This window comes from Legionella jamestowniensis (assembly GCF_001467745.1).
In the GTDB taxonomy this organism is placed as follows: Bacteria; Pseudomonadota; Gammaproteobacteria; order Legionellales; family Legionellaceae; genus Tatlockia; species Tatlockia jamestowniensis.
Map to the genome: position 1 here is coordinate 464,936 of NZ_LNYG01000013.1, position 25,235 is coordinate 490,170.

Genomic DNA, 25,235 nt, shown 5'->3' on the forward strand with positions numbered 1-25,235 from the left:
TTTATCCTATTTTTTATTAATATTGAACAAAAGTTGTCCTATTAAATTCTCAAGAATAACAGCTTCTTGTGTCTTAGCTATAACATCCCCTTCACGAAGATAAGGATGATCCTGCCCGTCATCTTCGAATCCAGGTACAATGCTAATGTAATTAGAACCTATTAATCCCTCAGTTAAAATACGGGCGGAAGTATCTTCGTAGGGAATCGGTTTATCATTGCGTAACAGCATGGTTACTCTGGCATTTAACTCACCAGGTTGCAGTTCAATATTGGTAACTTCTCCAATTCTTACCCCCGCCACAGTGACTGGCGCTCTTACTTTTAAACCGCCTATATCTGTAAATTCAGCGGTAACATGATAACCTTTGTTGGAAACTAATGTAGTAACCCCGCTTACTTTCATTACCAAAACCAATAAGGCAAATAAACCTAGCAACATAAAAATTCCTACGCTTATATCGATGTAACGTTGCCTATTATTCATTTACCAACCTCCAATCATCATAGCGGTCAAAATAAAGTCAAGTCCCAGCACTGCCAATGAAGAGTAAACGACGGTCCGTGTTGTTGCCTGACTAATACCTTCCGCGGTAGCAATACAATTAAAACCTTGAAATACGGCTATCCATACCACCACAAATGCAAATACAACACTTTTAATGATGCCGCTTAGCATGTCTAAGCGAAAATCAACAGCGGCTTGCATGTTAGACCAAAAACTGCCGGCATCAACACCTAACCAATCCACACCGACAAAATAACCGCCATAAATGGCAACAGCAGTAAAAATTAATGCCAAAAGCGGCAAAGAAATTAAACCTGCCAGAAAACGCGGATAAATCACCCTACCTAGAGGATCTACCCCCATCATATCCATACTTGCCAACTGCTCCGTTGCCTTCATTAAACCAATTTCTGCCGTTAACGCTGAGCCAGCGCGTCCTGCAAATAATAAAGCACTGATTACCGGACCAAGCTCCCTACCAATACTTAGCGCTAAAAGCTGTCCGAGCTGGCTGCTGGCTCCAAATTTTTGCAGTGTATTATACCCTTGCAAACCAATAACCATGCCAACAAATAACGCCGAAACAACAATTATCAAGCAAGATAAAACGCCAACAAAGTGAAGCTGTCTTTTTAAATCAGGCCAAAGTCTCGGCAAATCAGGGTTCCTGAAAAACATGCGTAGCAAAAAGGCTCCTGATTGGCCCATTGTTTGTAAATTTATTACGCCGCGTTGCCCTATGCGAGCTAACGTATCAAGCATCGAGTAACTCCTCTGTATAAGGACGTGCCGGATAATGGAACGGCACGACGCCATCAGCCTCGCCATGCATAAATTGTCTGACTTGGGGTTGGTCTGAATTTTTTAATTCAAGAGGCGTGCCATGTCCAATGACTCGTCCGCCGGCAATCAAATAAATGTAGTCGGAAATCGAACAGGTCTCTTCAACATCATGAGAAACGATAATCGTGGTCGTTTGTAAAAGCTGATTTAATCGCTTGATTAAACGAACAAGCACGCCCATGGAAATAGGATCTTGACCTGTAAAAGGCTCATCATACATCATTAATTCAGGGTCTAGCGCAATAGTACGGGCCAAAGCCACGCGTCTTGCCATACCGCCTGAGAGTTCATCCGGCATCAACTGCGCTGCCCCTCGCAACCCAACAGCTTCAAGTTTCATCAGCACCACATCACGAAGCATGGCTTCATTAAGATTGGTATGCTCCCGCAATGGGAACGCGACATTATCAAAAACTGACAAATCGGTAAAGAGTGCGCTGCTTTGAAATAACAATCCCATTTTGCGACGCGCGAGGTACAGCTCTTTTCTAGATAGCTTGTGGATATTAGCTCCGTCTACAAGGATAGAGCCTTCTTGCGGATTAAGCTGCGCCCCTATTAAGCGTAGGAGCGTTGTTTTACCACTACCACTAGGTCCCATGATAGCGGTAATTTTTCCTTGCTCCACTGTCATATTAATACCATCAAAAATACAACGTTCACCTCGAGCAAAGGTAAGATTAGTGATTTGCACCAAATTATTTTGCATGTATTTTTTACCGGCAAATAAGTGAAAAAGATAATTATACTTGATACGTATTATTTTGCGAATTAAATAAGGTACTCAAAGAGAGGAGGCTATTTGAGTCATAACAATTCCTTAATACTGCTTGGATATAATTATTATTAATCCTCGCGCAATGGTTTAAGTATGAAACATCTATATCAATTTCTAAAGACCTTCGCCCGGCTACCGGGTAAATTTGAAACCAATGAGGATAATAACCAGGCACAAGAATTATATTACTTCCTTGAATTGGGAACTACCTTCTTAAACTCAATTACGTCTACAGTGTCATTTGGAAGTTCACAAATACAAGAATTTGATAAATATTTTGAAGAATATGCAACCCATCTTTTGGGATTATCTCCAACCGTAAAAGGCCCAAGAACCTATCAATTACTGACAAAGGGCTTGGAAAATTTGGCGCTTGACTTAATCGAACTGCAACAATTAATTGCTAAGAAACAGACACAAGAATTAAGTAAACAGCCGCCTAATCCAAAAGAATTAGAGAATCTAGATAAGCAACAGAAACGTGTTGAATTGCTTGAAAGGAATCTAGCAGAGTTCCGAGGTAACGTGAAGGAAGAGGTTCGGTTATTTGAAGAAAAATTCCCAGATGCCACCTATCCCAATAAACCTTTAACAAAGGCCCAACCAGTCGACTTAAAATTTGGCACCAGAACGGATTCCATAGGACTAGACCCTTTTAATTTGAGAAGTTTCGCTGAGCAAGACATAGGGGAAAGATTAAAGCTACAGGCATTATTAGAAGAGCATACCAAGGCAGCGGGCTCTGACAATATACCTCACATCTTTCATACCATTTGGCTTGGCAGCGAATGGCCAGCAATGGGTATGCGCGAAATACCTCTATTAAGTAATGAGAAGGGCCCTTATATATTAAAGCAACTTGAAGCGAATGTTTCCTCAGTTAAAGAAACAAATCCCGATGCCTGCCATCTATTGTGGACTGATCGTGAAGACATTCCAGAGGCCATGCAAAATTGGTGCTCAAGCCGTAATATCGATATTGTTCAAATTCATAAAATTTTCCCGTTGAAGGGAGATAAGCTTGAACAGGAGCTCTATGCTATCTATCTGAATGAGAAATCAAGACAAAGTTATGCCGCAGCCGCAGATGTGTTAAGACTTATGATTTTAAGAACGTTTGAAGGGATTTATTTGGATGTAGACATTAAAGTAAGAGAACAACTAGGCGAAATCGCTGCAAAACATGGAATTCGCCTCAACATGGGACGGGTGGCCTATGCAGGTAAAGGAGTGAATCAAAAAGGATTATGCAATAATGATATTATGATGGCTAATGCGAATGGCAAAGAACTATTAGAGTCTTTTTGCCAGGAGCTAATTAATAATTATCATAAAACGTATGCAGAGATTTTTAAAGATAATGTTCCAGTAGATAATACTGTTATACGCTATGCAAAGTCTTTCAAAGATATCATCTATTATTTTCTTTTTAAAATGACTCCCGTTTTAACGACTGGCCCTGGTATCGTACTAGGGTATTTTAATAAAACCAAGGATAGTATCCCCTTTGAGGAGCATGCGCTTGACAGTAAGCCGTTTTATATGGAAAACATCCAAACTTGGATTTTTACAGAGAATGATTTGTATCACAAAAAGAATTTGGAATTTTATTTTGAAAATCGCGAATCTGCCATTAAACACATCATCACTTATGTTTTGCACGATCTAAGAAGAGAACCTCGTGCTCTTCGTTTAGACTATTATCAAACTGCTATCAAAAAATATGATATTGGTGATGAAATTCTTAAAGCGCTAATTACCCATGCTCCCGAGGCATTAAAACAAGTTGAACACATACAGGCATTTGGTGAAATGTGTCCGAATAGCACCGATAATGTATTGGCTGCCATTGATCAAGGAATATTTGAAAAATTAGATTCCAAAGCGTTCCAGCCTAAACTTAGCCCATCATCAGGGAAAGAGGAAAAATCAGAAGAAGAATCAGAAACTAAAATTTTTAATGAAAAAAAGGAATTTCTTGTAACGTTAAAGGACGAGGTAATGAAGTCCCATTGGAATACAAGGGGAAGAGATTTTCGTCTCTTGTATCGAATTGTCCCGGATGGAATTCAAAGCTTACGCAATATCTTAATTAAACTACCTGCAAAAGAAGAAAAAAATGATAATAAATTAATCGAAACGCTCTTTGAGCAGGTAGAGCATGTGCTAAAGCAAAAGCAGCAAGAATATAAAGGACCTGGTCGAAGACAAAAAGAAACTCGTGAATTTTACCAAGAAAAATACAACGAATGCCAAACTATTGTGTCAAAAGAAGGAAAAAGCCCTATTCTACTTTTACCCTAGGGCTAACCGAATTATTATACTCGTCAATTTCTACATGGCTTCAGTCAAGAATTGTACCTATTTTGCCACTAACTATGTTACACTCTTTCCCCTGTTCAAATGACACTAGAGAACATGAATTTTTGCAAATTAGGTCTTGCAGTCATTGAAACCGAAGCACAGGCAGTACTTGATTTAACGCAGCGTATTGATCAACGTTTCGAAACCGCTTGCGAGCTTTTACTGGCCTGCAAAGGGCGTGTTGTAGTAACCGGTATGGGTAAATCAGGGCATATTGGAAATAAAATTGCTGCAACCTTTGCCAGTACGGGTACTCCAGCCTTTTTTATGCATCCCGGTGAAGCCAGCCATGGGGACTTAGGGATGATTACACGGCAAGACACTGTACTTGCGATTTCCAACTCTGGTTTTACCCATGAAATTGTGACCCTGCTTCCCCTGTTGAAACGTTTGGAAGTTCCACTCATTACCTTAACCGGCAATCCGGAATCGGCCATTGCCAAATCAGCAGATGTAAACCTTGATATCAGTATTCGCCAGGAAGCTTGTCCTTTAGGTCTTGCCCCTACAACAAGCACTACTGTCTCCTTGGTCATGGGAGATGCTTTGGCTATTGCGCTATTGCAGGCAAGAGGTTTTAGTGCTGAAGATTTTGCCTTGGCCCATCCAGGCGGGGCTTTAGGTAGGCGTTTATTACTTCGTATTGATGAGCTATGGCATGAGGGTGATGGATTACCTTTGGTTAACGAGCAAGCAACCATTAGTGAAGCACTGATTGAAGTCACCGCAAAAAAGTTAGGGATGACTTGTGTAGTAGATACTCGCGGGTATCTTGCCGGAGTCTATACAGATGGGGACGTCAGAAGAACCTTAACGCAAAATTTTGACATTAATACAACCCCGCTGGCTGTAGTGATGAGTAAAAACTGCAAGACCATCAAAAAAGGGCTTTTAGCGGCTGAAGCATTGGCTATGATGCAAAAATACAGTATTACCTCTTTAGTGGTAGTTGATGATGATAATCGGCCAATAGCTGTTGTACATTTACATGATTTATTGCGTGCTGGTGTTTTTTAATACCCTGTTGCAATTAAATAGATGGGTTTTAGGTAAGAAAATGAATGAATTAATTGAAAAAGCAAAAAAAATTAAATGTCTAATCTGCGACGTTGATGGTGTTCTAACCGACGGTCTTTTGTATGTTGATAATTTCGGCAATGAATTGAAAACTTTTCATGTCCAAGATGGTATGGGGTTGAAGTTATTAATGTCAGCAGGTATTGAGGTGGCAATCATTACTACTTCAGTGAATGCAGTGATAGATCACCGCATGAAACAACTGGGTGTTCAACATTATTTTACAGGTCAGGTAGATAAACGAAATGCCTTTGAACAGCTCAAACAACGCCTGGGTTTTGAGGATAAAGAATTTGCCTATGTTGGCGATGACTTACCTGATTTACCCATTATACAACAAGTTGGCTTGGGGGTGGCTGTAGCAAATGCAGTTCGTCAGGTTAAAGAGTATGCAGCCTGGCAAACAGAGCAAACCGGAGGCCGTGGTGCCGTACGTGAAGTTTGTGAATTAATTTTAAACGCTCAAAATAAACAAGAAATCGCACTTACAAGGTATTTATCCTCATGAATGCAGCGAAACAAGCAGCCTGGTTATTCTGTGCCCTGATAGTACTTGCCTGCTCCGGATGGTATTTTGCAGGCTCAACTACCATTGTTAAACTTGATGATAAAACGCTGTCACAATCACCAGATACCCTCGTAACCAATTTGACAGTACGCCGTTTTGATGAAAAAGGTAAGTTAATTAACTATCTATACACACCGCAAATGCAGCATATTCCAGCTGAAAATACCAATTTGTTAAAAACCCCCAAAATAATAATCACCCAACCTGGACAACCCGCGTGGCAAATTAGTTCTGAACACGCAAAAGCAATCCATGGCAGTGAACAAATTACATTTATCCGTCATGTCGTTGTACACCAAAACAAAGGTGAACGGTCGCAAGAAAGTACGATGAAAACGGAGAAATTACTGTATTTTACAAAAGAAAAATTAGCAACCACTGATCTGGCAGTCAGTTTTGAACAACCAGGAAGCATAGTACATTCACAAGGGATGAAAGCTTATCTGGCGGATAAACGTGTGCAACTGAGTAAAGCCCATGCAACCTATGAACCCAAGCACGGTTAGGATAATCCATATACTCCTTGTTGTTATTCTGGTTTTTATTACAAGACTTGGTTTTGCAATGCCTGATGATCGGGAAAAAATCGCTGAATTATCCGCCGATTCTGCCGATTTAAATCAACAAACCCATCACGGCGAATACATTGGTAACGTTGAGTTTGATCAGGGCACATCTCACCTGCGAGCTGCCAGGGCAATTACTGAGGGTAATCAGCAAAATAAGTTGATCCTTGCGATTGCTTTTGGTGATGGCAAAGAACAGGCCCATTTTTGGACCCAAACAGCGCTTGATAAACCCCCATTACATGCTTACGCAGACACCATTCGTTACTACCCTGAACGTCATTTGGTAGAATTGATTGGAAATGCCCGGGTGACCCAGGGCGACAACTCCTTTACTGGTCCAAAGATTAGTTATGATACAGAAAAACAACACGTCATCTCTAAAGGTAACCCTAAGAATCGTACCACGATTGTCATTCATCCCGAGAAAAAAGCATGAGTGAATTGTTAGCAAAACATTTAAAGAAATCATTTAAAACACGAACTGTTGTTAACGATGTCAGTATTAAGATCCGTAGTGGCGAATGCGTGGGGTTATTGGGTCCTAATGGTGCCGGAAAAACAACTTGTTTTTATATGATCGTAGGCCTGCAATCTTGCGATGAAGGACAAATTATTCTTAATAACCAAGATATTACCAAATCACCGATGCACCAGCGTGCACGATTGGGAATCGGTTATTTACCGCAAGAAGCTTCCGTATTCCGAAAAATGTCTGTGTCCGATAATATTTTATCCATCCTACAACTTCGGAAAGATTTGGATGACCAAGGGCGCCAAACCAAGCTGCAAGAGTTAATGCAGGAATTCCACATTTCACACATTCAGAAAAGCCTTGGTATGAGCCTTTCTGGTGGCGAGCGGCGACGCGTTGAGATTGCACGTGCCCTTGCTATTGAACCCAATTTTATTTTGCTGGATGAACCTTTCGCAGGGGTTGACCCTATTTCTGTTCTGGACATTAAAAAAATTATACTTCATTTATGTGATAAGGGCATAGGCGTATTAATTACTGATCATAATGTGCGCGAAACTCTCGATATTTGTGAGCGGGCATATATTGTCAGCCAAGGAAAAATTCTTTGCGAAGGAACTCCTGAAACAATTTTAGGCAATCAGCAAGTCAGAGCTGTTTATTTGGGAGAAGAGTTTTCTTTATAAGATGTACTTCTCTTGCCATTAGGTTTTATCCATGAAAATTAAAATTGAATTTAATAATATTACTCTGCCTCCTTTTTCTACCTCCGGCGACTTGTTCCTGTCTCGTATACACATCTCTGAAAACCCAGTTCAGCTCTACTTTCCGACGTCCCGCGGCTTGACCGCGGGATCCAGTGTTTTAGCGCAAAATCCCTGGACCCCGCGGTCAAGCCGCGGGGCATCGGCAGAAATGTGTATAAGATTAAGCGACTTGGCCGCGGGCTCCAGAAATCTTGCCATATCACTGGATTCCGCGGATAAACCGCGGAACGTAGGCGTTAAGATTTTTTTCATCCTATCTCATACTCCCTCCCGTGACTTGTTCCTGACTCTTCTACACATCTCTGAAAACCTGGTCCAGCTTTGCTTTCCGACGCCCCGCGGCTTTGTCCGCGGGATCCAGAAGCACTGCGCTAAATCACTGGACCTCCGCCGACAAAGCCGCGGGGCGTCGGCAGAGAGAGGTGATCAAAGAGACAGCGACTTGTTCGCAGGATCTTGCCTTTTTTATAAATTAATATACCCAGACAATCATGCTCCTCATTATCGATAACTATGACTCGTTTACTTACAATCTGGTTCAATATTTTCAAATTTTAAACCAGGACGTTTTAGTCTATGCCAATGATTGCATTACACTGGATGAAATCCAAGCGCTTAAACCGCAATACCTTGTTATTTCTCCAGGCCCGAAAGGGCCACAGGATGCAGGTATCTCATTAGCAATTATTGAACGGTTTTATCAACAAATACCTATTCTGGGAATCTGCCTCGGCCATCAGTGTTTAGCCTATGCATTTGGCGCCGCAATTGTACGCGCCCCAATAATTATGCATGGTAAAACATCTCCAATTATCCATCATAAACAAGGACTTTTTCGTAACATCCCTAGTCCTTTTCATGCAACTCGTTATCATTCATTAACGATAGAACCCTCAACCTTACCCTCTTGTTTTTCTATTGATGCATGGGCTGAAGACACTATAATGGCTATTTCTCATCGTCAATATCCACTTTATGGGCTACAATTCCATCCGGAAGCCATATTAAGTGAACATGGTTTGCAATTATTAACCCATTTTTTAGAGCAACATGAATACCAATAAACTTTTTGAACAATTAATTGCTCGTGAAAATTTATCAACCTCACAAATGCAGAGTATCATGCAGGCTTGCATGCAAGGCGAATTGTCCGATGTACAAATCGCTACTTTTCTTGCATTAATGCGGGCAAAAGGTGAAACAGTCGAAGAATTAACTGCTGCCGCTACCGTTATGATGGAATTGGCCCATCATATTGATCTGGGAGATGATCTGATTGATATAGTAGGGACAGGCGGTGATGGCAAAAATACATTTAATGTCTCAACCATCAGTAGCTTTGTGGTCGCTGCTGCTGGTGTAAACGTGGCAAAACATGGCAACCGCTCCGTCTCCAGCCGTAGTGGAAGCGCCGATTTATTGCTGCATGCCGGATTTGAACTTAAGCTTAGCGATGGCCAGCTTAAAGAATGTATGCGTCAATGTCATGTGAGCTTTTTATTTGCCCCACATTTTCATCAGGCAATGCAATATGCGCGCAATGCTCGACAACAACTCGGTATTCGTACTCTATTTAACCTCCTCGGACCCTTAGTAAATCCAGCGCGTGTTAAAAAGCAAGTTGTAGGAGTGTTTGCAAAACACTGGCTTGAGCCCTTGGCTAAAGTACTGGTAAATCTTGGTAGTCAACGGGTTCTTGTTATTAACTCACGTGACGGTATGGATGAAGTGAGCATTTCAGCTGTTACTGACATTGTTGAATATCAAAATGGTCAGTATAAGCAGTGGAGTATTAATCCCAATGACTATGGCTGCTATCACCCCACTCTCGATAAAATAATCGTGGACTCTCCAGCCCAAAGCCTTACCTTGGCTAAAGAAGTATTCGAGGGCCAACAAGGCCCCGCCCGAGATATTGTTTTATTAAATGCAGCGCTTGCCCTTTATTGTGCTAACCCTAACGTAAGTTTTAATGAGGCCATTATGAAAGCTAAACAAACCATTGATAGTGGTGAAGCTGGTCGTCGATTTGAGCAATTAAAAAATTTAACTCATAGGGCAAAAAATGAGCATTCTTCATAAAATTAGTGAACATAAAAAACTGGAAATTACAAAAGCAAAGCAACAGATGCCTTTAGGAATCTTAATAAACCAGGAAATAGCTTCCATTAGAGATTTCATTGCACCTCTTAAAGCCAATAAACCCGCTATCATTGCTGAAATTAAAAAAGCATCACCCAGTAAGGGAGTCATTCGTGATGATTTCAATGTCGCTGAAATTGCCACAATCTATCAAAACAATGGCGCGAGTTGCTTGTCTGTCCTTACCGATGTTAATTTTTTTCAAGGCGATCCATCCTACATAGCTGTGGCTAAAAATAATTCGCAATTGCCGGTATTACGCAAAGATTTTATTATTGATCCTTATCAAATTTATGAGAGTCGTTTTTTAGGTGCCGATTGTATTTTATTGATTGTTGCCTTACTTGATGATTACCAACTAAAGGATTATTGTCAGTTAGCACAGGAGCTTGGCATGGCGGTTTTAGTTGAAAGCCATACCGATGAAGAGTTGCAGCGTGCCCTTAAACTTCCTACACCCCTCATGGGTATTAATAATCGCAGTTTACATAGCTTTACCACAGATATCCGTACCAGTATTGAATTAGCCCGCTCTCTCCCATCTGATAAAATTTTGATTACGGAAAGCGGCATTAATACCCATGAAGATATACAATGTATGTTAGACCATGGAATTCACTGTTTTCTGATTGGTGAGAGTTTAATGAGAGCGCCTGATATTGGAAGGAAGTTACGGGAGTTTTTAGCAGAATAACTAAATTGATTTATTGTTGTCGAATAAGAGTATTGGGTCGCTTTCGACCCAATACTCGAGCGAATCTCTCTAGTTTTGGATAAATACACTTCACCTTTAAAAGATTTATTTATTCAATGATTATCTAAAAAGTCTTTCTTAAACTGCCCTATTATTTGTATTACTGTGCTAAATTTAGCATAATGGCCAGCCTTTTTTTTCTTTTAGAGAGAGTATGACCGAGAACAAAATAACCGTTGAGCTCTTAAAACAACTAGTTAGCAAAGCGGAGCTTTGTCAGGAAGGTAATACAGCGAATTATATTCCTGAATTGGCAAATGTTAACGAAGACATTACTGCTATAGCAGTCCATCCTCTAAATGGCGAACCAATAGCTTTCAGTAACCAACCATTAGCGCCCGTCACTCTACAAAGTACGGGTAAAATGATTACGCTCATTGGACTACTTGAAGAATTTGGCGCCAACCAACTGTTTGAATGGGTTAAGGTAGAGCCCTCCGGGGATGATTTTGCCTCCATCACCCGTCTTGAGCAATTTGGTCCTAAGCCTTCAAATCCGATGCTTAACGCTGGGGCAATTACATTATGTTCCCATATTCCAGGGATTGGTGAGCAACAATTTGCCTGGCTGGAACAATGGGTATTAAAGCTTTTTAATCAAAAACTTAGTATTAACCCACTTGTTTTTGCTTCCGAGAAACGCACCGGCGATCGCAATCGTTCCCTCGCTTACTTATTAAAAAGCAGAAAGAATTTGGGGGCTGGGATAAATGAAACGCTCGATCTTTATTTCACACTTTGTTCTTATGAAGCCATGCTTGAACAAATGCTTTATTTACCTACGCTTCTTGCTAATGCAGGCAAGGACTTGGTAACAGGCGAGCAGGTTATCTCGGTGGAAACTTGTAAAATCACACTAGCTATTATGGCTACTTGTGGTTTGTACGATGAAACAGGAACCCATATGGTTAAAACAGGTATGCCCGCCAAAAGCGGGGTTTCTGGTTATACTATTGCAGTAGTTCCCGGGAAAGCAGGGATCGTTGTCTTGAGTCCACGAGTGAACTCCAAAGGAAATAGTATTCGCGGAGAAATTATGCTTGAAGAATTATCCAAAGCCACGAATTGGCATTTTGCATTGCCGCACTGCTAGAAGAAAATTTGTCTCTACGTCATTAACCACAATAACAGGTCGCTGACAAAGTCTTGAATGGATGCAAGACCACCTCCCCTTAGTCTTTGTTAAACGCTAAAGTTTTTGCTAAATTTCCTATTCTTTGTCATATTTTGGTGAATTTGCATATACTGTAAACTATGAATTCCACGTATTCCAACAACCTCGCATGGGCCCATCCTTTAGTCCAAGAATGGTTTGTCAAGAAATTCACTAAAGCAACCGAACCCCAAGAACAAGGTTGGCCCCAAATTTTAGCAGGCAAAACCACGTTGATTTCTGCGCCAACCGGTTCAGGGAAAACTTTTGCTGCGTTTCTGGTTTGTATTGATCAACTGGTTCGTCAGTCCATTGACAAAACGTTAACGGATCAAACACAAGTTTTATATGTCTCTCCCTTAAAAGCACTCACAAACGATGTGCAAAAAAATCTTCTGGGCCCTTTGGATGAAATTATGACGCTTGGTAAAGAGCAAGGTTATAATATGGATGAAATTCAAATCGCTGTACGAACCGGCGATACTTTGGCTCGTGAAAGACAAGCCATGTTGAAAAAGCCTCCTCATATTTTGGTAACCACTCCAGAATCTTTTTATCTATTGCTAACCGCAGAAAAGAGCCGCGCCATTCTTAAAGACATAAAGACAGTAATCGTGGATGAAATTCATGCGCTTGCAAACAATAAGCGAGGCACCCATTTATCATTATCACTGGAGCGGCTTGAGGCACTTACTTTAAGTTCACCTGTTCGGATTGGTTTATCAGCAACACAAAAACCCATTGAGCTTGTTGCAAATTTTCTTGCCGGCAATAATCGTGCTCAACCTGTCATTGTTAATATTGGACATATCCGTAAACTTGAGCTTTACATTGAAGTCCCCTCTAGCGAGCTAGCACCCGTGGCGTCCAATGAGTTGTGGGATGAAATTTATGATCGATTGGCCCTTCTTGCTCGACAAAACCGTTCCACTTTAATTTTTGTTAATACAAGGCGTCTGGCAGAAAGAGTAGCCCATCATTTGGCTGAACGTTTGGGACAAGAGCTTGTAGCCGCCCACCATGGAAGTCTATCGCGCAAATTACGATTAGCTGCCGAGACTCGATTAAAAAATGGTGAATTAAAAGCACTTGTAGCCACCGCTTCTTTAGAATTAGGCATTGATATTGGGGCTATTGACTTAGTTTGTCTGATAGGTTCCCCCCGTTCCATTTCAGTTGCATTACAACGCATTGGCCGTGCCGGTCACTGGCATGGTGGGCTATCGAAAGGTAAAATTTTTGCCACTACCCGCAACGAACTTTTGGAATGTGCAGCACTAGTTCGAGCCATACGTGAAAAGGAATTAGATCAGCTTATCATTCCTGAAACCCCTTTGGATATTCTCGCACAACAAATTATTGCCACTTGTGCAACGGAGGAGTGGCAGGAAGATCAACTGTTTGAATTAATAAAGCAAGCTTTCCCTTATAGAAATCTTACACGCGAGCAATATAATGAAATTTTAGAAATGCTGTCTGAAGGGATTGCTGGTGCACGTGGCCGCTATGGTGCTTATCTTTTTCGCGACCGGCTTAATGGCATGGTCAAAGGTCGACGCGGTAGTCGTTTAACAGCCATCACCAGCGGTGGGGCCATTCCTGAAAACGGTTTATTTACAGTCGTTGCCGAACCTAATGAAGTGATGGTGGGAACACTCGATGAGGATTTTGCTGTTGAAAGTAATCGAGGCGATATCATATTACTTGGCACTACTTCATGGAAAATCAAGCAAATAGAAAGTGCTAAAGGCCGCGTATTGGTTGAAGACGCACATGGTGCACCCCCCAGTGTTCCATTTTGGCGGGGTGAAGCACCATCTAGAACGGATGAGCTCTCACTACAGGTTTCTGATTTACGCAAAACAATTCATGAAATGCTTCCTCTGACGTTATCTCCTACGGAGGAAGTTGCTAAACAACCAGATACTTTACAGGCAATTAACTGGTTAAAAATGCATTGCGGGGTCAACGATGCCGGTGCCGAACAATTAATAGAATATATTTTAGAAGGACGTACGGTTTTAGGATGCGTTCCAACACAGGAAATAGTGATTGCGGAACGTTTTTTTGATGAATCAGGAGGTATGCAGCTCATTATTCACTCCCCTTTCGGCGCACGGATAAATAAAGCTTGGGGTTTGGCATTAAGAAAAAGGTTTTGTCGTTCGTTTAATTTTGAACTACAAGCAGCGGCAACGGATGATGGCATTAACATTTCACTAGCAGAACAACACAGCTTTCCATTAGCCGATGTCTTTAATTTTCTGCATCCTAACACGATAGTCGATGTGCTAACCCAGGCTGTTTTACAATCCCCTTTGTTTACTACACGTTGGCGCTGGGTAGCAACAAGGGCATTAGCCTTGGTTCGTTTTCGTAACGGACGGAAAGTTCCTCCTAATATTCTGCGGATGCTTTCTGATGATCTGTTAGCCGCAGTTTTTCCCGATGCTGCCGCCTGTCAGGATAATCTTGCCGGACATGATATTGAACTACCGAAACATCCTTTAATTATCGAAACGATGAAAGATGCCTTAACTGAAGCACTTGATATCGAAGGTTTTACTAAACTTCTTCAGGATATGATAAAAGGGACCATTCAGTGTTTGGCTGTCGATACACCAGTCCCATCGGTGTTTTCACATGAAATACTGAATGCCAACCCCTATGCATTTCTTGACGATGCCCCATTGGAAGAAAGAAGAGCACGAGCTGTCGAAATGCGACGAGTCCTGCCTGATTCGCTGTTACGCGAAGTGGGCGCTTTAGATCCTGTAGCGATTTCTGAAGTGCAAAAACAAGCATGGCCTGATGTTAGAAATGCTGATGAATTACATGATACTTTACAAAGTTTGACTACACTGCCTACCGATGTTCACTTTAGTGAACACCAAACTGTCCCTCCCGAATGGAAAATTTTTTTTGAACAATTAACAGCCTGTGGTCGAGCAGGCAAGGCTACAGCTGATAATAAAACATTCTGGATTGCTACTGAAAAAAAACAAAGCTTCCTTAAAATTTATCCCAATGCAGTTTTTTCCATACCGCTAGTTGATATTGAAGAAAAAATAGCTGGGCGTGAAGAAACAATTACCCATATGGTGAGAGGGTGGATGCAACATATCGGTCCTGTGAGCGCCATTGAATTAGCATCAACCTTGGGACTTAAACAAACTGAAATAGAACAAGCATTGATTACTCTTGAATCCGCAGGCTCTATTCTTCGCGGGCACTTTAGAGTTAACCATTCAGAGCTGGAATGGTGCGATCGTCGTTTACTGGCGAGAATCCACCATTTAACCTTGGGCAAATTACGCAAGGAAATAGAACCGGTGAGTCCTAGCCAGTTTATGGAGTGGTTAACTGCCTGGCAACATATCATGCCAGGAACACAGTTAAATGGTGAACCAGGGTTATTGGAAATTATCAAACAAATGCAAGGTTATGAAATCCCTGCTAATGCCTGGGAGAAGCAAATTTTTACCAAACGCATAAAAGACTACACTTCAGATATGCTGGATCGACTTTGTTTAATGGGTATTGTGGGTTGGGGACGGTTATCGCCACATCCAGCACTGTCAGGACAGGATATTTCAGAAAATGATTCTTTAAAACCCAAACGGGTCATCCCCACCAGCGTTGCGCCCATAACCTTTTTTGTTCGTGAAGAGGCGGACTGGATGCCTATAAGACTCCATCTGGAGGAAGAGACAATACCTGTTTTAAGTGCTGTCGCCCAAACTATTTATTTGTTCTTAAAAGAAAATGGAGCCTCATTTTTTGTTGATATTGTTCAAGGGATCAATCATTTAAAAGCTGAAATAGAAAGAGGCCTATGGGAATTAGTCTCAGCCGGTTTGATAACAGCAGATGGTTTTGACAATTTGCGAGCCTTAATCGATCCTCACCGGCGCTTAGGCAAAAGAAGCCGTAGTGTATTCAGGCAATCAACAGGTAGATGGTCCCTACTAAAATTCCGAAAAACCACCGATAAAGATAAAAGGCTTGAGGCCATATGCCGGGTCTTGCTAAAACGATATGGCATATGCTTCCGAGAGTTGCTGGCCAGGGAAAAAATTCTTCCTTCCTGGCGAGAGCTGCTAATTGGTTTTCGTCGCCTTGAAGCACAAGGAGAAATTAGGGGTGGTCGCTTTGTAAGTGGCTTTCTTGGCGAGCAATTTGCACTATCTTATGCGGTTGATTCTATACGCAGCATGAAAAGGAAATCCCCAAATGAACATAATATCAGCATTTCCGCGGTAGACCCACTTAATTTGATAGGAATTGTCTTGCCCGGTGAACGTATCCCTGCCTTTTCTGGAAAACATGTTATCTTAAAAAACGGGTTACCGTCATGAAAAAAGCCTTGTATTGAGGTCTGTAGTTTTTTCATCTTACTTTTATTGATAAAATAACAGTTTCGCCTTTAAGTGGGTTATGTATGCATCAAGATTTACCAGCCCTTACCGTCAGCCAACTTAATCGGCAAATTCGTTTTTGGCTGGAAAACGACGTTGGTGAGGTAGCGGTTCTTGGTGAATTATCAAATTTAAGCAAGCCAAACTCCGGCCATTTTTACTTTACCTTAAAAGATGCCTCAGCACAGTTACGGTGTGTTTACTTCCGCAACTATCATTCCCTGGAGAGCCGACATTTTAAAGATGGCCAACAGGTTTTAGCCCAGGGGAAATTAAGCCTCTATGAAGCACGGGGTGACTATCAGCTGATTGTTCACTCGTTAAGCGATGCGGGGCTGGGGGAACTTTATCGCCAGTTTGAGGCATTAAAAGCAAAACTGCAGTCCCAAGGATTATTTGACGCTGGAAGAAAGAAAGAAGTTCCTCGTTTTCCTTCTATTATTGGCGTCATTACCTCGTCAACTGGTGCCGCACTACAAGACATTCTTACCACATTGGCAAGACGCTATCCTCTTGCCACTGTAAAAGTATATGCAAGTGAGGTACAAGGCAAAGAAGCCTCAAAGCAACTTATTAGGGCGATTGACAAAGCCAATCATGATAACCAGGTAGATGTACTTATTCTAGCCAGAGGGGGCGGCAGTATTGAGGATTTGTGGGCTTTTAATAATGAGCAGTTGGCATTGGCCATCAGCAATAGTCAAATTCCTATTGTTACAGGCATTGGACATGAAACCGATTTTACCATTGCTGATTTTGTCGCAGACTTAAGGGCTGCTACCCCCACAGCAGCCGCTGAGGCCGTTACCCCAAACCAATTGGAATTAATAACGGCATTGCAATTATTGGAACGTCGCGCAATTTCCCTGATGGGTCAATTTACCCAGCATAAACAACTTCTTTTATCCAGTAAAATGGCCAAAATTTTATCCCCGCAACAGCTGATTGCCAAACACTGGCAAGCTATCGATTTTTTAGAGCGCCAACTTTACCAATCCATGCAGCATTTATTAAAAAAGAACAAGAACAAACTGGCTTTATTGTTTGCTAAATTACAGATCAATAGTCCTCAGGTTGTATTAAGGCAACTTCAAAATCAATTATTTTCCCTTGAGCAACAACTAACAAATCTCATGAGAGCGAGGCTAGCCGGTTTAAAACAAATTTTTAGCGCCAAACTGGCAACATTGCATGCGGTAAGTCCATTAGCTACACTGGATAGGGGATATGCGATTGCCACAGTAGATAAAAAAATCATCTACGATAGTTCTCAGGTAAATCCAGGTGACCTCATTGATGTACGCTTGGCCCACGGCAGTCTAAATTGCGAAATCATCAACATAAAAGGATAAGCTATGAAGGATTATTCTAAATTTTTTCGTTTAACTTGTTTTGCTTTATTGTTATTAGCTAATAATCTGTTTGCGAATTCCTTACCGGAAAACCATGCAGTAAACGGGGGCATTACTATTATTCCGGTTGACATTAAGCAAAAGCCCGAGGTTTATTACGATAATAAAAAAATTGCGGTGGTTCCCAGCACTAAACCCAATCAATGGCTACTAATTGTTGGCATACCCCTGGATAAAACACAACCAGTTCAAGAACTCATAATGAAAAAACCCCATCAGATGTCAATTCCTTTCCACATGACGGATAAGCATTATGCGACTCAATATTTAACGATTAAAGACAATCGCCTGGTTAATCCCTCTGCTGAAGAACAGGCGAGGATTGATAAAGAAAACAAAGAAATGCAAGCCTTATATGCCCAATATACCGCTGCAAATCCATTCTCTGCAAAATTCGCAGCTCCTGCACACGGCCCCATTACCAGCCTGTTTGGGTTAAAGCGTTTCTACAATAAGCAACCACGTCCCCCTCATTCAGGTTTAGATATTGGCGCACCGGCTGATACCTCTGTTCATGTCATTGCCGATGGTAATGTGGTCAGTGCTAAAGATTATTTTTTTACAGGCAATACGGTCATTGTTGACCATGGAATGGGCTTATTTTCTTTATATGCCCATTTGAAAGAAATGAACGTGAAAGTCGGTGATCATTTACAGCAAGGTCAACAGGTGGGAACTGTAGGAAAGACTGGACGTGCCACAGGCCCGCATTTACATTGGTCAATGGTTCTGAATCAAACATTGGTAGACCCTCTTCTTTTTGTGCCCGTGCGAATCATTACCGCTTTACCAGCAGCCAGTAACACTGCCCAGAAAACAACACAAAAAAATGAACTAACTACTCGTTAAGATGTGGAATTGAATATGCTTGAGGAAATTAATCGCAGCTTGAACATTATCATTCAACAGACGCAAGCCAATATGAATATTCTCATCATAATTCTGGGTATTCCTTGGCTAGTCTATTTTATTAACCTTTTTTTAAATAACCGCCTGCTTTATCTTGGCATTATTCCACGACGTTTTTATGGGCTTCCTGGTATTGTGTTTGCACCTTTATTGCATGCCAATTTTAATCACTTATTCTTTAATTCAATCCCCTTGGTCGTATTAAGTAATTTTATCCTGATCAATGGACTACTTTACTTTTTATACGTGACCTTATTCATTACGCTTTTAAGTGGCTTTTTAATTTGGTGTTTTGCTAAACCCGGTATTCATCTTGGGGCCAGTTCATTAATTACCGGTTATTGGGGATTGTTAGTCAGCGATATTTTGCAACAGGGCACTGTTACAGCAATTATTCTGGGTATCATTAGCTTATATTATTTTGCTGGAATTTTTTTAGGAATTTTTCCTAGCAAAAAAGGTGTTTCTTGGGAAGGCCATCTATTCGGACTAGTAGCCGGCTTAGCCACCAATTACCTTTTGCGTTTTTTTGGAATCGTCTAAAGTTCAAATTTAGAACCTAAACGATTTAATTTTGCATTGTGGTAAACTGTTTGTGCAATACTTATATCTTGAATTGCAAGTCCTACTGATTTAAAAACAGTGAGTCTTTTTTTGTAGTAAGTGGTATTTTTTGTAAGCATATGCCCTAATTCTTTTAGCCGTGTTTTTGTGAGTGCTTTATTGGCAATAGCATGAATAATCTCACCAGCCTCAGCTAACGCTGCTTCCTTTTGATCGACAATCACTAACGCTTTTGCTAATACATTGTTAGCAATTTCCCGCATTTCTTTTGTATGGGAACCAATGGCATTGATATGAACATTAGAACCAATATCTTGCAAATATATCAAAGGCTCCGTACTATTCGTTGCCGTACAAATTATGTCTGCCTCCGCTACCGCCTGTTTTATATCCTTACAAACCTTTACTTCAAAATGTTCGCTTATTGTGTCTGCAAACTGTGTCGCTCTTTCCCTATTACGAGAATATATAGAAACTTTCTCGATATCCCGCACTGTTGCCATCGCTTCCAGTTGAGTTACAGCTTGAACACCAGAACCAATAACTGCCAAATGTTTAGCATCCTCTCGCGCAAGGTATTTTGTTGCAAGACCTGAGACAGCCCCTGTTCGCAGGGCAGTTAAATAAGTCCCTTCCATAATAGCCTCTACTGCCCCGGTGGCCGCATCTAAAAGCAAAATAGTTCCATAAATACTGGGGAGATTTTTTTTTGCATTATTTGGAAAAAAAGAAACAACCTTTAATCCCAATGCCTCCAGATTGGGTAAATACGCAGGCATTGTTAATGTTAAAGCATTTTGATTCTGGATTGGGATGGGGGTTCTCATTGGCATGATCACTTCTTGTTTTGCCAATTGCTTAAAAGCGATTTCCATTGTGTCTATCGCTTCTTTCATGGAAATACATTCTTTAATGTCTTCCAGTTTTAATAAAGTTAGTGCCATACATCCTCCTAAACACCTATATCAAGCTTATACTATTTTCATAATTTTTTACCAAGTTCTTAAAAATAATCGCAAAATACAAAATCCTGCCATCTATTTACAGTTGTAGAAGAACCGTTCGTTGATAGTTCAACTAATCTTCGTGAGTATTGTAAACCCCCCATATTAGAGGCATCCTAAATTAGAGTTCATTGGCTGATTGTGATCCTCTCCCCAAAACTGATCCGGTATTAATTAGAAAAACCGGCACCTAACTGATGCTATAATTATAAAATTTCATCTTAGAGTTTAAAACATGATAAATCCAGATATCGAACTGAGCAGATCATTTCTTAAATCTGTTTTGTTGCCTGCACTTGAAGATCAAAGTTGTATTAAAAATCAAATGTATTTGAATATGGTCACTAGAAATCCGGCCGATGAAGATGAAGATGAAGATGAAGTTACAACAAAGAATGAGGAAGCCCGCGCAGGATGTAATGAACTTTTCTCCATGGGAAAAAATACAAAATCAGGCAATTATTTTGTCAGCTTAAATTTGGTGGGCCTACTCGTAAGCGCTGAGGATACCCCCCCCTTTTTTATAACAATTATTTCAAGAACAAATGATGCTCATCTGCTCCTTGATCGTGAATTAGATACAATAGCTAAGGAGTTTAAATGTGATTTTGAACATGATCTTAAATCCTACGAAGGCTATGAGTTTCAAAATTGGGTGAGCAAGATTCCCCTGGATATAGTGCATATTAATTTTTTAAAGCAACTGTTTAATGATAATGTCCATGTCTTGACCTTACTTGATACGGTAGCCTCCAAACTCTTCGTTTTCCAGGCCAAAAATAATGGATTTCGAACATTAATGGAGGTTCTTAAGAATATACAAAAAGCAAAAGAAATAAATAATATTGTTGAAATACAGCCCGAGACGCTATGTTTTAAAAACTCATCGCTGACTAAAATCGAATTTGAAAATATTACTGCAGAGGACTTAGGAGCACTTATATCGGAAAATGCCTATGTTTCAATGTTAATGTCTAAAGAAAATTATTTATTATTAAAGGAATATTTTCAACAGCTATCAAAACCTGATGTCATCAGAGTGGTCTCCGAAGAGCCGTTTATTGTTGAATTAAAATTTGTCAAAGTTAATGAAGCAAACCAAGTCATCATTGAGGATTTTTTTTATCAAGCCCCGCTTATGTCTGGTGTAAGTACAGCTCTGAACGAGCAGATAGATAATTTAACATCTATTTTTACCCAATTTTATGAGGCATCTGATAAAAAATTACTGCAGTTTTATAAAAAGCAATTTCAAGAACATGAAGCAAATAGTTTGATCACATTAAGTGCTTGCAAAAAGCCCCACATTTTTAATGGCGGTTACCAGATGGAGGTGGGGCTATATAAAATTCAATGTCAAGTCGATTACTTCATTTATGATCAAAGGGAATTTGGTGCGGAAGAAAGAATTTTAAAACTGGCAGGAGTTAAAATTCCTGAGGATATTCTGCGAGAAAGTGGCGATACGCTCTTAGCAAGAATGATGGGCGAGGCCGCTTTTAGGAGGGTAGTTACTCTTGATAAAGATAAGCCACCGATATACGCCGGTTGGGATTATGGACTTTGTTTTGTTGATTTGAATTTAGAAGTGAAAAAAATCTATTCTGATAGGGGCAAAGATCTTAAAAATGATGATCTCGCTTTGGCAATTCCCATAAAAAATTTAACGCTTTATTTTCTGCTGCGATATTTAGATACACTACAGCTTAACCAGGAAAATAATGCATTTCACGAGATTCTAAAATTAACGAGCAACTTTATCATTGATAATCAACTTGCATTGCCAGCTGACTATCACGAAATGTTTTTTGATTCTGCTTTAATTCCTCCTGAATATAAAGAGAAGATTCAACTAACTTATCAACAATTGCTTCAAGAGCAAGTACAGACACGTGAAGAATACATAAAGTTAGTGCAGGAAGAGGATAAGGAATGTGAATTTATTGATCTTAGTAGCAGCGACGATGATGAAGTAATAATGCTTATCGAGGACGATGAAAGTGACGAAGAAATAGAATCTGCTAAAGAATCGGATAATTCTCAAACAGTAAGCGGTAGGACACTTTTTAACAATAGAAAAAGCTCTAAAAATTCCACACCAGAAGATGTGGACGACGATCAATTTTCACCACCATAAAGGAGAGCATACTAAACTTAGTCCAAAATTGAATAGGAAATTGATGGGATTAATCAAAAATATGGACCAAGAACCATACGGCTTCCCGCTGAAGAATTTCAAAACATAGTCGAATTAAATGAATAATAGTTACAGCGACACCGCTAGAACTCATCCAAACAAATCCCTATGAAGGCCTGTTGACGATAATCTTAAAATTATATGCGCTCATCTTTAATGACTTTATAAATTAACAACCAGTCATGGACAATGGGGTATTTACGATAACCACTCTAACTTATAGAAATTTTTATAATCGATTTCCAAGATGATTTTCTGGCACCATACTCTGATGAAGAATAGCAATGATTAGTATTGAGTCTGGTATAGTAATGTAATAGATTGCATGACTACCATATAGAAACCGATAAATATCTTTTAAATCATCAGAACAGTTTTTTCCCATCAATGGCATTTCTGAAAGCAGCTGTAATGTTTTTTTTAACTCTTCCAGATAACTCAATGACTGTTTTGATCCCCAATGCTCTAAGATAAAACGTCGAATTTGAATAAGATCTTGTTGTGCTTGAGTTGTAAATTGATACGGGGGCATTATTAGTCAAATTTTCCATTTAATAAATCATCGAAAAATACATCCCCATCAATCATTCGACCAGCAGCAATATCTTCTTTTGCCTGTTCCACACGAATTTTCAAATATTGCATTTTGAGGGACTCTAAATTTAGGTAATCGTCAACAGATAATACTACGGCAACAGCTTTACCATTTCGATTAATTTGCACGGGTTCCCGCTGTACTTTAAGAAGTAGATCGCCAAAATGGGTCTTTGCTTCATTGGCTGATAATGATTCCATAAAAAACTCGATTATTTCGTTCGATATAATCATTATAGACGAATTAACAGATAATTTCATTAGGTTAAATCATTTTTTATGTTTTCAAATAATGATGAAGCCATTGCCCAACATGTCGAATGGTTGCCATCGTTCGATTAATAGAAGTAGCTTTATTTAATAGCAGTGAATTTAAAACATTCAAACAAATAACCCAAGGATTTAGAGCCTCTTTTGAAAAGAAGCTCATGCAAAAAAAATTAAATTACAATTTGTATTTCAATTAAAGAGTAAATGAGCTTTGATTTCTTGCTTTTTCTACCTGAGCATTTTCAATTATTTCGCTTAGCTTTCTTTGAACATCTTTAGCAGGTTGTAAATCACTTAATAAGAATTTCTCTTGCGTTAAAGGATTAGTTCTATAACCTTCTTTATCTACTTTCAAGTTAGTTAAGGTATCTAAATCAAATAAATCACCGTCTAATCTAACGGGCTTGTTAACAATTTTATGATTATAGGAATCTCTAAATTGTTCTAATTGTTTATTATCAATATTAAGCGCTGCTAATAGAGAAGTATTCGATTCCTGCTTGTCTAAAATGTTAATAAAAGATTTTAGTGCTGGACTAAATTCATTATTGACTAAAACAGCTGGTAAAAACTCAAGTTCTAAATTTACGCCACGCTGAATCCGAGATGTGTATTCATATTGAGAATTGGCCATAGTGATAAAGGCATCATTACCTAATTTCTTTAAATAAGAAAGAGGGTCATTCTTACCTTGTTTATATAAGGCCAGCATGATTTCTTTAGCAGCATAAGTATTGTCAAGGTATAAATGACGAGTAGTGGGATCTAAATCTAAAAAAGTTTGTAATGGATTTAAGAATTTTATTTTCTGGAAGAAATTAATAAGTTCGAATGAACTATAGTGATTATCTATTATTAGTTGACGGTTTTGTGGATCTATAGAAAAGAAAGTTACAAATGGATCTCTATGACCTAGCTTTAATAAAGACTTCATTACTTCAAAGCAATTATAATGATTGTTCACAAGCACATTATTCTGCTCAGGGGTAAGCGCTATAAACTTAGTAAATGCATTTTGATACCCCAATTTCGCAAAGCCTTTTATAACCTCTAACGAATTATAATAATTATTAAGGAGATCTGTTAATTTCGATGCTTCTATTGAAAGTAGTAATGGAAGGGCATCTTGATAACCAATTTTTATTAATCCTTTTAAACATTCACCTGCATTATAAGCATTTTCTAATAAAGTATTTAAATAAGTGGGCTCTATATTTTTTAAAGTAGTAAGCGGCGATTTATACCCTAATTGATTAAAAATTTTTACTAATTCTTTAATGTTACTTGCTTTTTTTACAAGTGTTACCAATTGGTCTTCTTCCCAATCTTGCAAGTCTTGTAAAGCATCTGCATGGCCGTGCTGCTTACAAGAAGATATTAATTTAGCAAAATCAGAAGCATTGTTTATGATAGCTAATTTTACTTTTTCTGAATTAAATCTATCTAAAGAAATATTATTTTTTACTAAAATTGCGCGAGCATAGCTGCGATATAATTCAGAGTCTTTTGCTTTATCAGAACAAATGCTCCAGAAAGTCTCCCGCGTTGACTGTGGCATATTCACTACAGCATTAGGGTCATCTAGAGAATATCGGTGCCCATCGATTTCTAATAGATTAGTGGAGCGATTTTCGTTAAATGTTATAGACGAGCCATTAGAAAAGACCACACTTGTTTGTCTTGAAGTATTAAAGAACCTTGTATCACTTAGTAGTTTTAATATGTCAGCCGTATTAGTAGCCATAGTGCTCTTCTCCAATTCTTATAGTTCTAATTAGGTGAGCTATGGATTTTATCTTAATTCTGCTCAACTAGAATAGAGTAATCATTTGATTTAAATTTAATATTTAAAAGTAATAGGTTCCCAGGCGCC

The 25,235-nt window shown here is 39.6% G+C and carries 22 protein-coding genes; 15 read left to right on the top strand and 7 right to left on the bottom strand.

All coding sequences use genetic code 11. The features are described from left to right. Positions 1-6: 6 nt before the first annotated feature. The 3 genes from mlaD to Ljam_RS06485 are packed head-to-tail and all read right to left on the bottom strand — an operon-like array spanning position 7 to position 2,059. Complete coding sequence (gene mlaD, locus Ljam_RS06475) at positions 7-486, bottom strand: outer membrane lipid asymmetry maintenance protein MlaD (protein ID WP_058449305.1); 480 nt, start codon at positions 484-486, stop codon at positions 7-9. Continuing rightward, positions 487-1,269: a lipid asymmetry maintenance ABC transporter permease subunit MlaE gene (gene mlaE / locus Ljam_RS06480; protein WP_058449306.1), complete on the bottom strand. Its 783-nt coding sequence runs from the start codon at positions 1,267-1,269 to the stop codon at positions 487-489. Next, the gene (locus tag Ljam_RS06485; protein WP_058449307.1) at positions 1,262-2,059 is read right to left on the bottom strand and encodes an ATP-binding cassette domain-containing protein; all 798 of its coding nucleotides are present in this window, start codon (positions 2,057-2,059) and stop codon (positions 1,262-1,264) included. The genes mlaE and Ljam_RS06485 overlap by 8 nt, the downstream gene beginning before the upstream one ends. Positions 2,060-2,221: 162 nt before the next feature. Here Ljam_RS06485 and Ljam_RS06490 point away from each other — a divergent pair, with 162 nt between their 5' ends. From Ljam_RS06490 to Ljam_RS06560, 14 genes are all read left to right on the top strand, one after another. Then, entirely contained in the window at positions 2,222-4,432 is a 2,211-nt protein-coding gene (locus Ljam_RS06490; protein WP_058449308.1) for a glycosyltransferase, read from the top strand. A 114-nt stretch (positions 4,433-4,546) separates the two neighbouring features. Then, complete coding sequence (locus Ljam_RS06495) at positions 4,547-5,509, top strand: KpsF/GutQ family sugar-phosphate isomerase (RefSeq protein WP_058449309.1); 963 nt, start codon at positions 4,547-4,549, stop codon at positions 5,507-5,509. 40 nt (positions 5,510-5,549) lie between these two features. Next, on the top strand, positions 5,550-6,077 hold the full coding sequence (locus Ljam_RS06500; RefSeq protein ID WP_058450753.1) for a KdsC family phosphatase: 528 nt from the start codon (positions 5,550-5,552) through the stop codon (positions 6,075-6,077). Then, entirely contained in the window at positions 6,074-6,643 is a 570-nt protein-coding gene (lptC, locus tag Ljam_RS06505; protein ID WP_058449310.1) for an LPS export ABC transporter periplasmic protein LptC, read from the top strand. Before Ljam_RS06500 ends, lptC begins: the two co-directional genes overlap by 4 nt. A gap of 58 nt (positions 6,644-6,701) precedes the next feature. After that, on the top strand, positions 6,702-7,142 hold the full coding sequence (gene lptA / locus Ljam_RS06510) for a lipopolysaccharide transport periplasmic protein LptA (protein ID WP_420795607.1): 441 nt from the start codon (positions 6,702-6,704) through the stop codon (positions 7,140-7,142). Next, the gene (lptB, locus tag Ljam_RS06515; protein WP_058449311.1) at positions 7,139-7,864 is read left to right on the top strand and encodes an LPS export ABC transporter ATP-binding protein; all 726 of its coding nucleotides are present in this window, start codon (positions 7,139-7,141) and stop codon (positions 7,862-7,864) included. Before lptA ends, lptB begins: the two co-directional genes overlap by 4 nt. A 572-nt stretch (positions 7,865-8,436) precedes the next feature. After that, positions 8,437-9,009, top strand: a complete 573-nt coding sequence (locus Ljam_RS06525; RefSeq protein WP_058449313.1) for an anthranilate synthase component II — start codon at positions 8,437-8,439, stop codon at positions 9,007-9,009. Further along, positions 8,996-10,027 carry an anthranilate phosphoribosyltransferase gene (gene trpD / locus Ljam_RS06530; protein ID WP_058449314.1) on the top strand — a complete coding sequence of 344 codons (1,032 nt, stop codon included), beginning with the start codon at positions 8,996-8,998 and terminating at the stop codon, positions 10,025-10,027. The genes Ljam_RS06525 and trpD overlap by 14 nt, the downstream gene beginning before the upstream one ends. Further along, positions 10,011-10,781, top strand: coding sequence for an indole-3-glycerol phosphate synthase TrpC (trpC, locus tag Ljam_RS06535; protein ID WP_058449315.1), 771 nt, complete (start codon positions 10,011-10,013; stop codon positions 10,779-10,781). The genes trpD and trpC overlap by 17 nt, the downstream gene beginning before the upstream one ends. Before the next feature lie 214 nt (positions 10,782-10,995). Next, positions 10,996-11,934 (top strand): glutaminase A, encoded by a 939-nt coding sequence (gene glsA, locus Ljam_RS06540; protein ID WP_058449316.1) that lies wholly within the window; start codon positions 10,996-10,998, stop codon positions 11,932-11,934. A 161-nt stretch (positions 11,935-12,095) separates the two neighbouring features. Beyond that, complete coding sequence (locus Ljam_RS06545; protein WP_058449317.1) at positions 12,096-16,352, top strand: DEAD/DEAH box helicase; 4,257 nt, start codon at positions 12,096-12,098, stop codon at positions 16,350-16,352. Between the two features lie 83 nt (positions 16,353-16,435). Next, entirely contained in the window at positions 16,436-17,764 is a 1,329-nt protein-coding gene (gene xseA / locus Ljam_RS06550; protein WP_058449318.1) for an exodeoxyribonuclease VII large subunit, read from the top strand. Positions 17,765-17,767: 3 nt separating this feature from the next. Further along, entirely contained in the window at positions 17,768-18,673 is a 906-nt protein-coding gene (locus tag Ljam_RS06555) for a M23 family metallopeptidase (protein WP_058449319.1), read from the top strand. 15 nt (positions 18,674-18,688) lie between these two features. Beyond that, complete coding sequence (locus Ljam_RS06560) at positions 18,689-19,276, top strand: rhomboid family intramembrane serine protease (protein ID WP_058449320.1); 588 nt, start codon at positions 18,689-18,691, stop codon at positions 19,274-19,276. Here Ljam_RS06560 and Ljam_RS06565 read toward each other — a convergent pair. Beyond that, positions 19,273-20,241 (bottom strand): ornithine cyclodeaminase family protein, encoded by a 969-nt coding sequence (locus Ljam_RS06565; RefSeq protein ID WP_058449321.1) that lies wholly within the window; start codon positions 20,239-20,241, stop codon positions 19,273-19,275. The two genes, Ljam_RS06560 and Ljam_RS06565, sit on opposite strands and share 4 nt — an antisense overlap. A gap of 295 nt (positions 20,242-20,536) precedes the next feature. Here Ljam_RS06565 and Ljam_RS06570 point away from each other — a divergent pair, with 295 nt between their 5' ends. Further along, positions 20,537-22,438 carry a hypothetical protein gene (locus Ljam_RS06570; RefSeq protein WP_058449322.1) on the top strand — a complete coding sequence of 634 codons (1,902 nt, stop codon included), beginning with the start codon at positions 20,537-20,539 and terminating at the stop codon, positions 22,436-22,438. Positions 22,439-22,727: 289 nt separating this feature from the next. On the opposite strand, the gene Ljam_RS06575 is transcribed toward Ljam_RS06570, so the two are convergent. The 3 genes from Ljam_RS06575 to Ljam_RS06585 form a co-directional block, all read right to left on the bottom strand. Further along, on the bottom strand, positions 22,728-23,030 hold the full coding sequence (locus Ljam_RS06575) for a type II toxin-antitoxin system RelE/ParE family toxin (protein ID WP_058449323.1): 303 nt from the start codon (positions 23,028-23,030) through the stop codon (positions 22,728-22,730). Between the two features lie 2 nt (positions 23,031-23,032). Beyond that, positions 23,033-23,293 (bottom strand): type II toxin-antitoxin system Phd/YefM family antitoxin, encoded by a 261-nt coding sequence (locus Ljam_RS06580; RefSeq protein ID WP_058449324.1) that lies wholly within the window; start codon positions 23,291-23,293, stop codon positions 23,033-23,035. 262 nt (positions 23,294-23,555) lie between these two features. Beyond that, a complete protein-coding gene (locus Ljam_RS06585) occupies positions 23,556-25,106 on the bottom strand; it encodes a hypothetical protein (protein ID WP_058449325.1) in 1,551 nt (516 codons plus the stop codon). Positions 25,107-25,235: the final 129 nt, after the last annotated feature.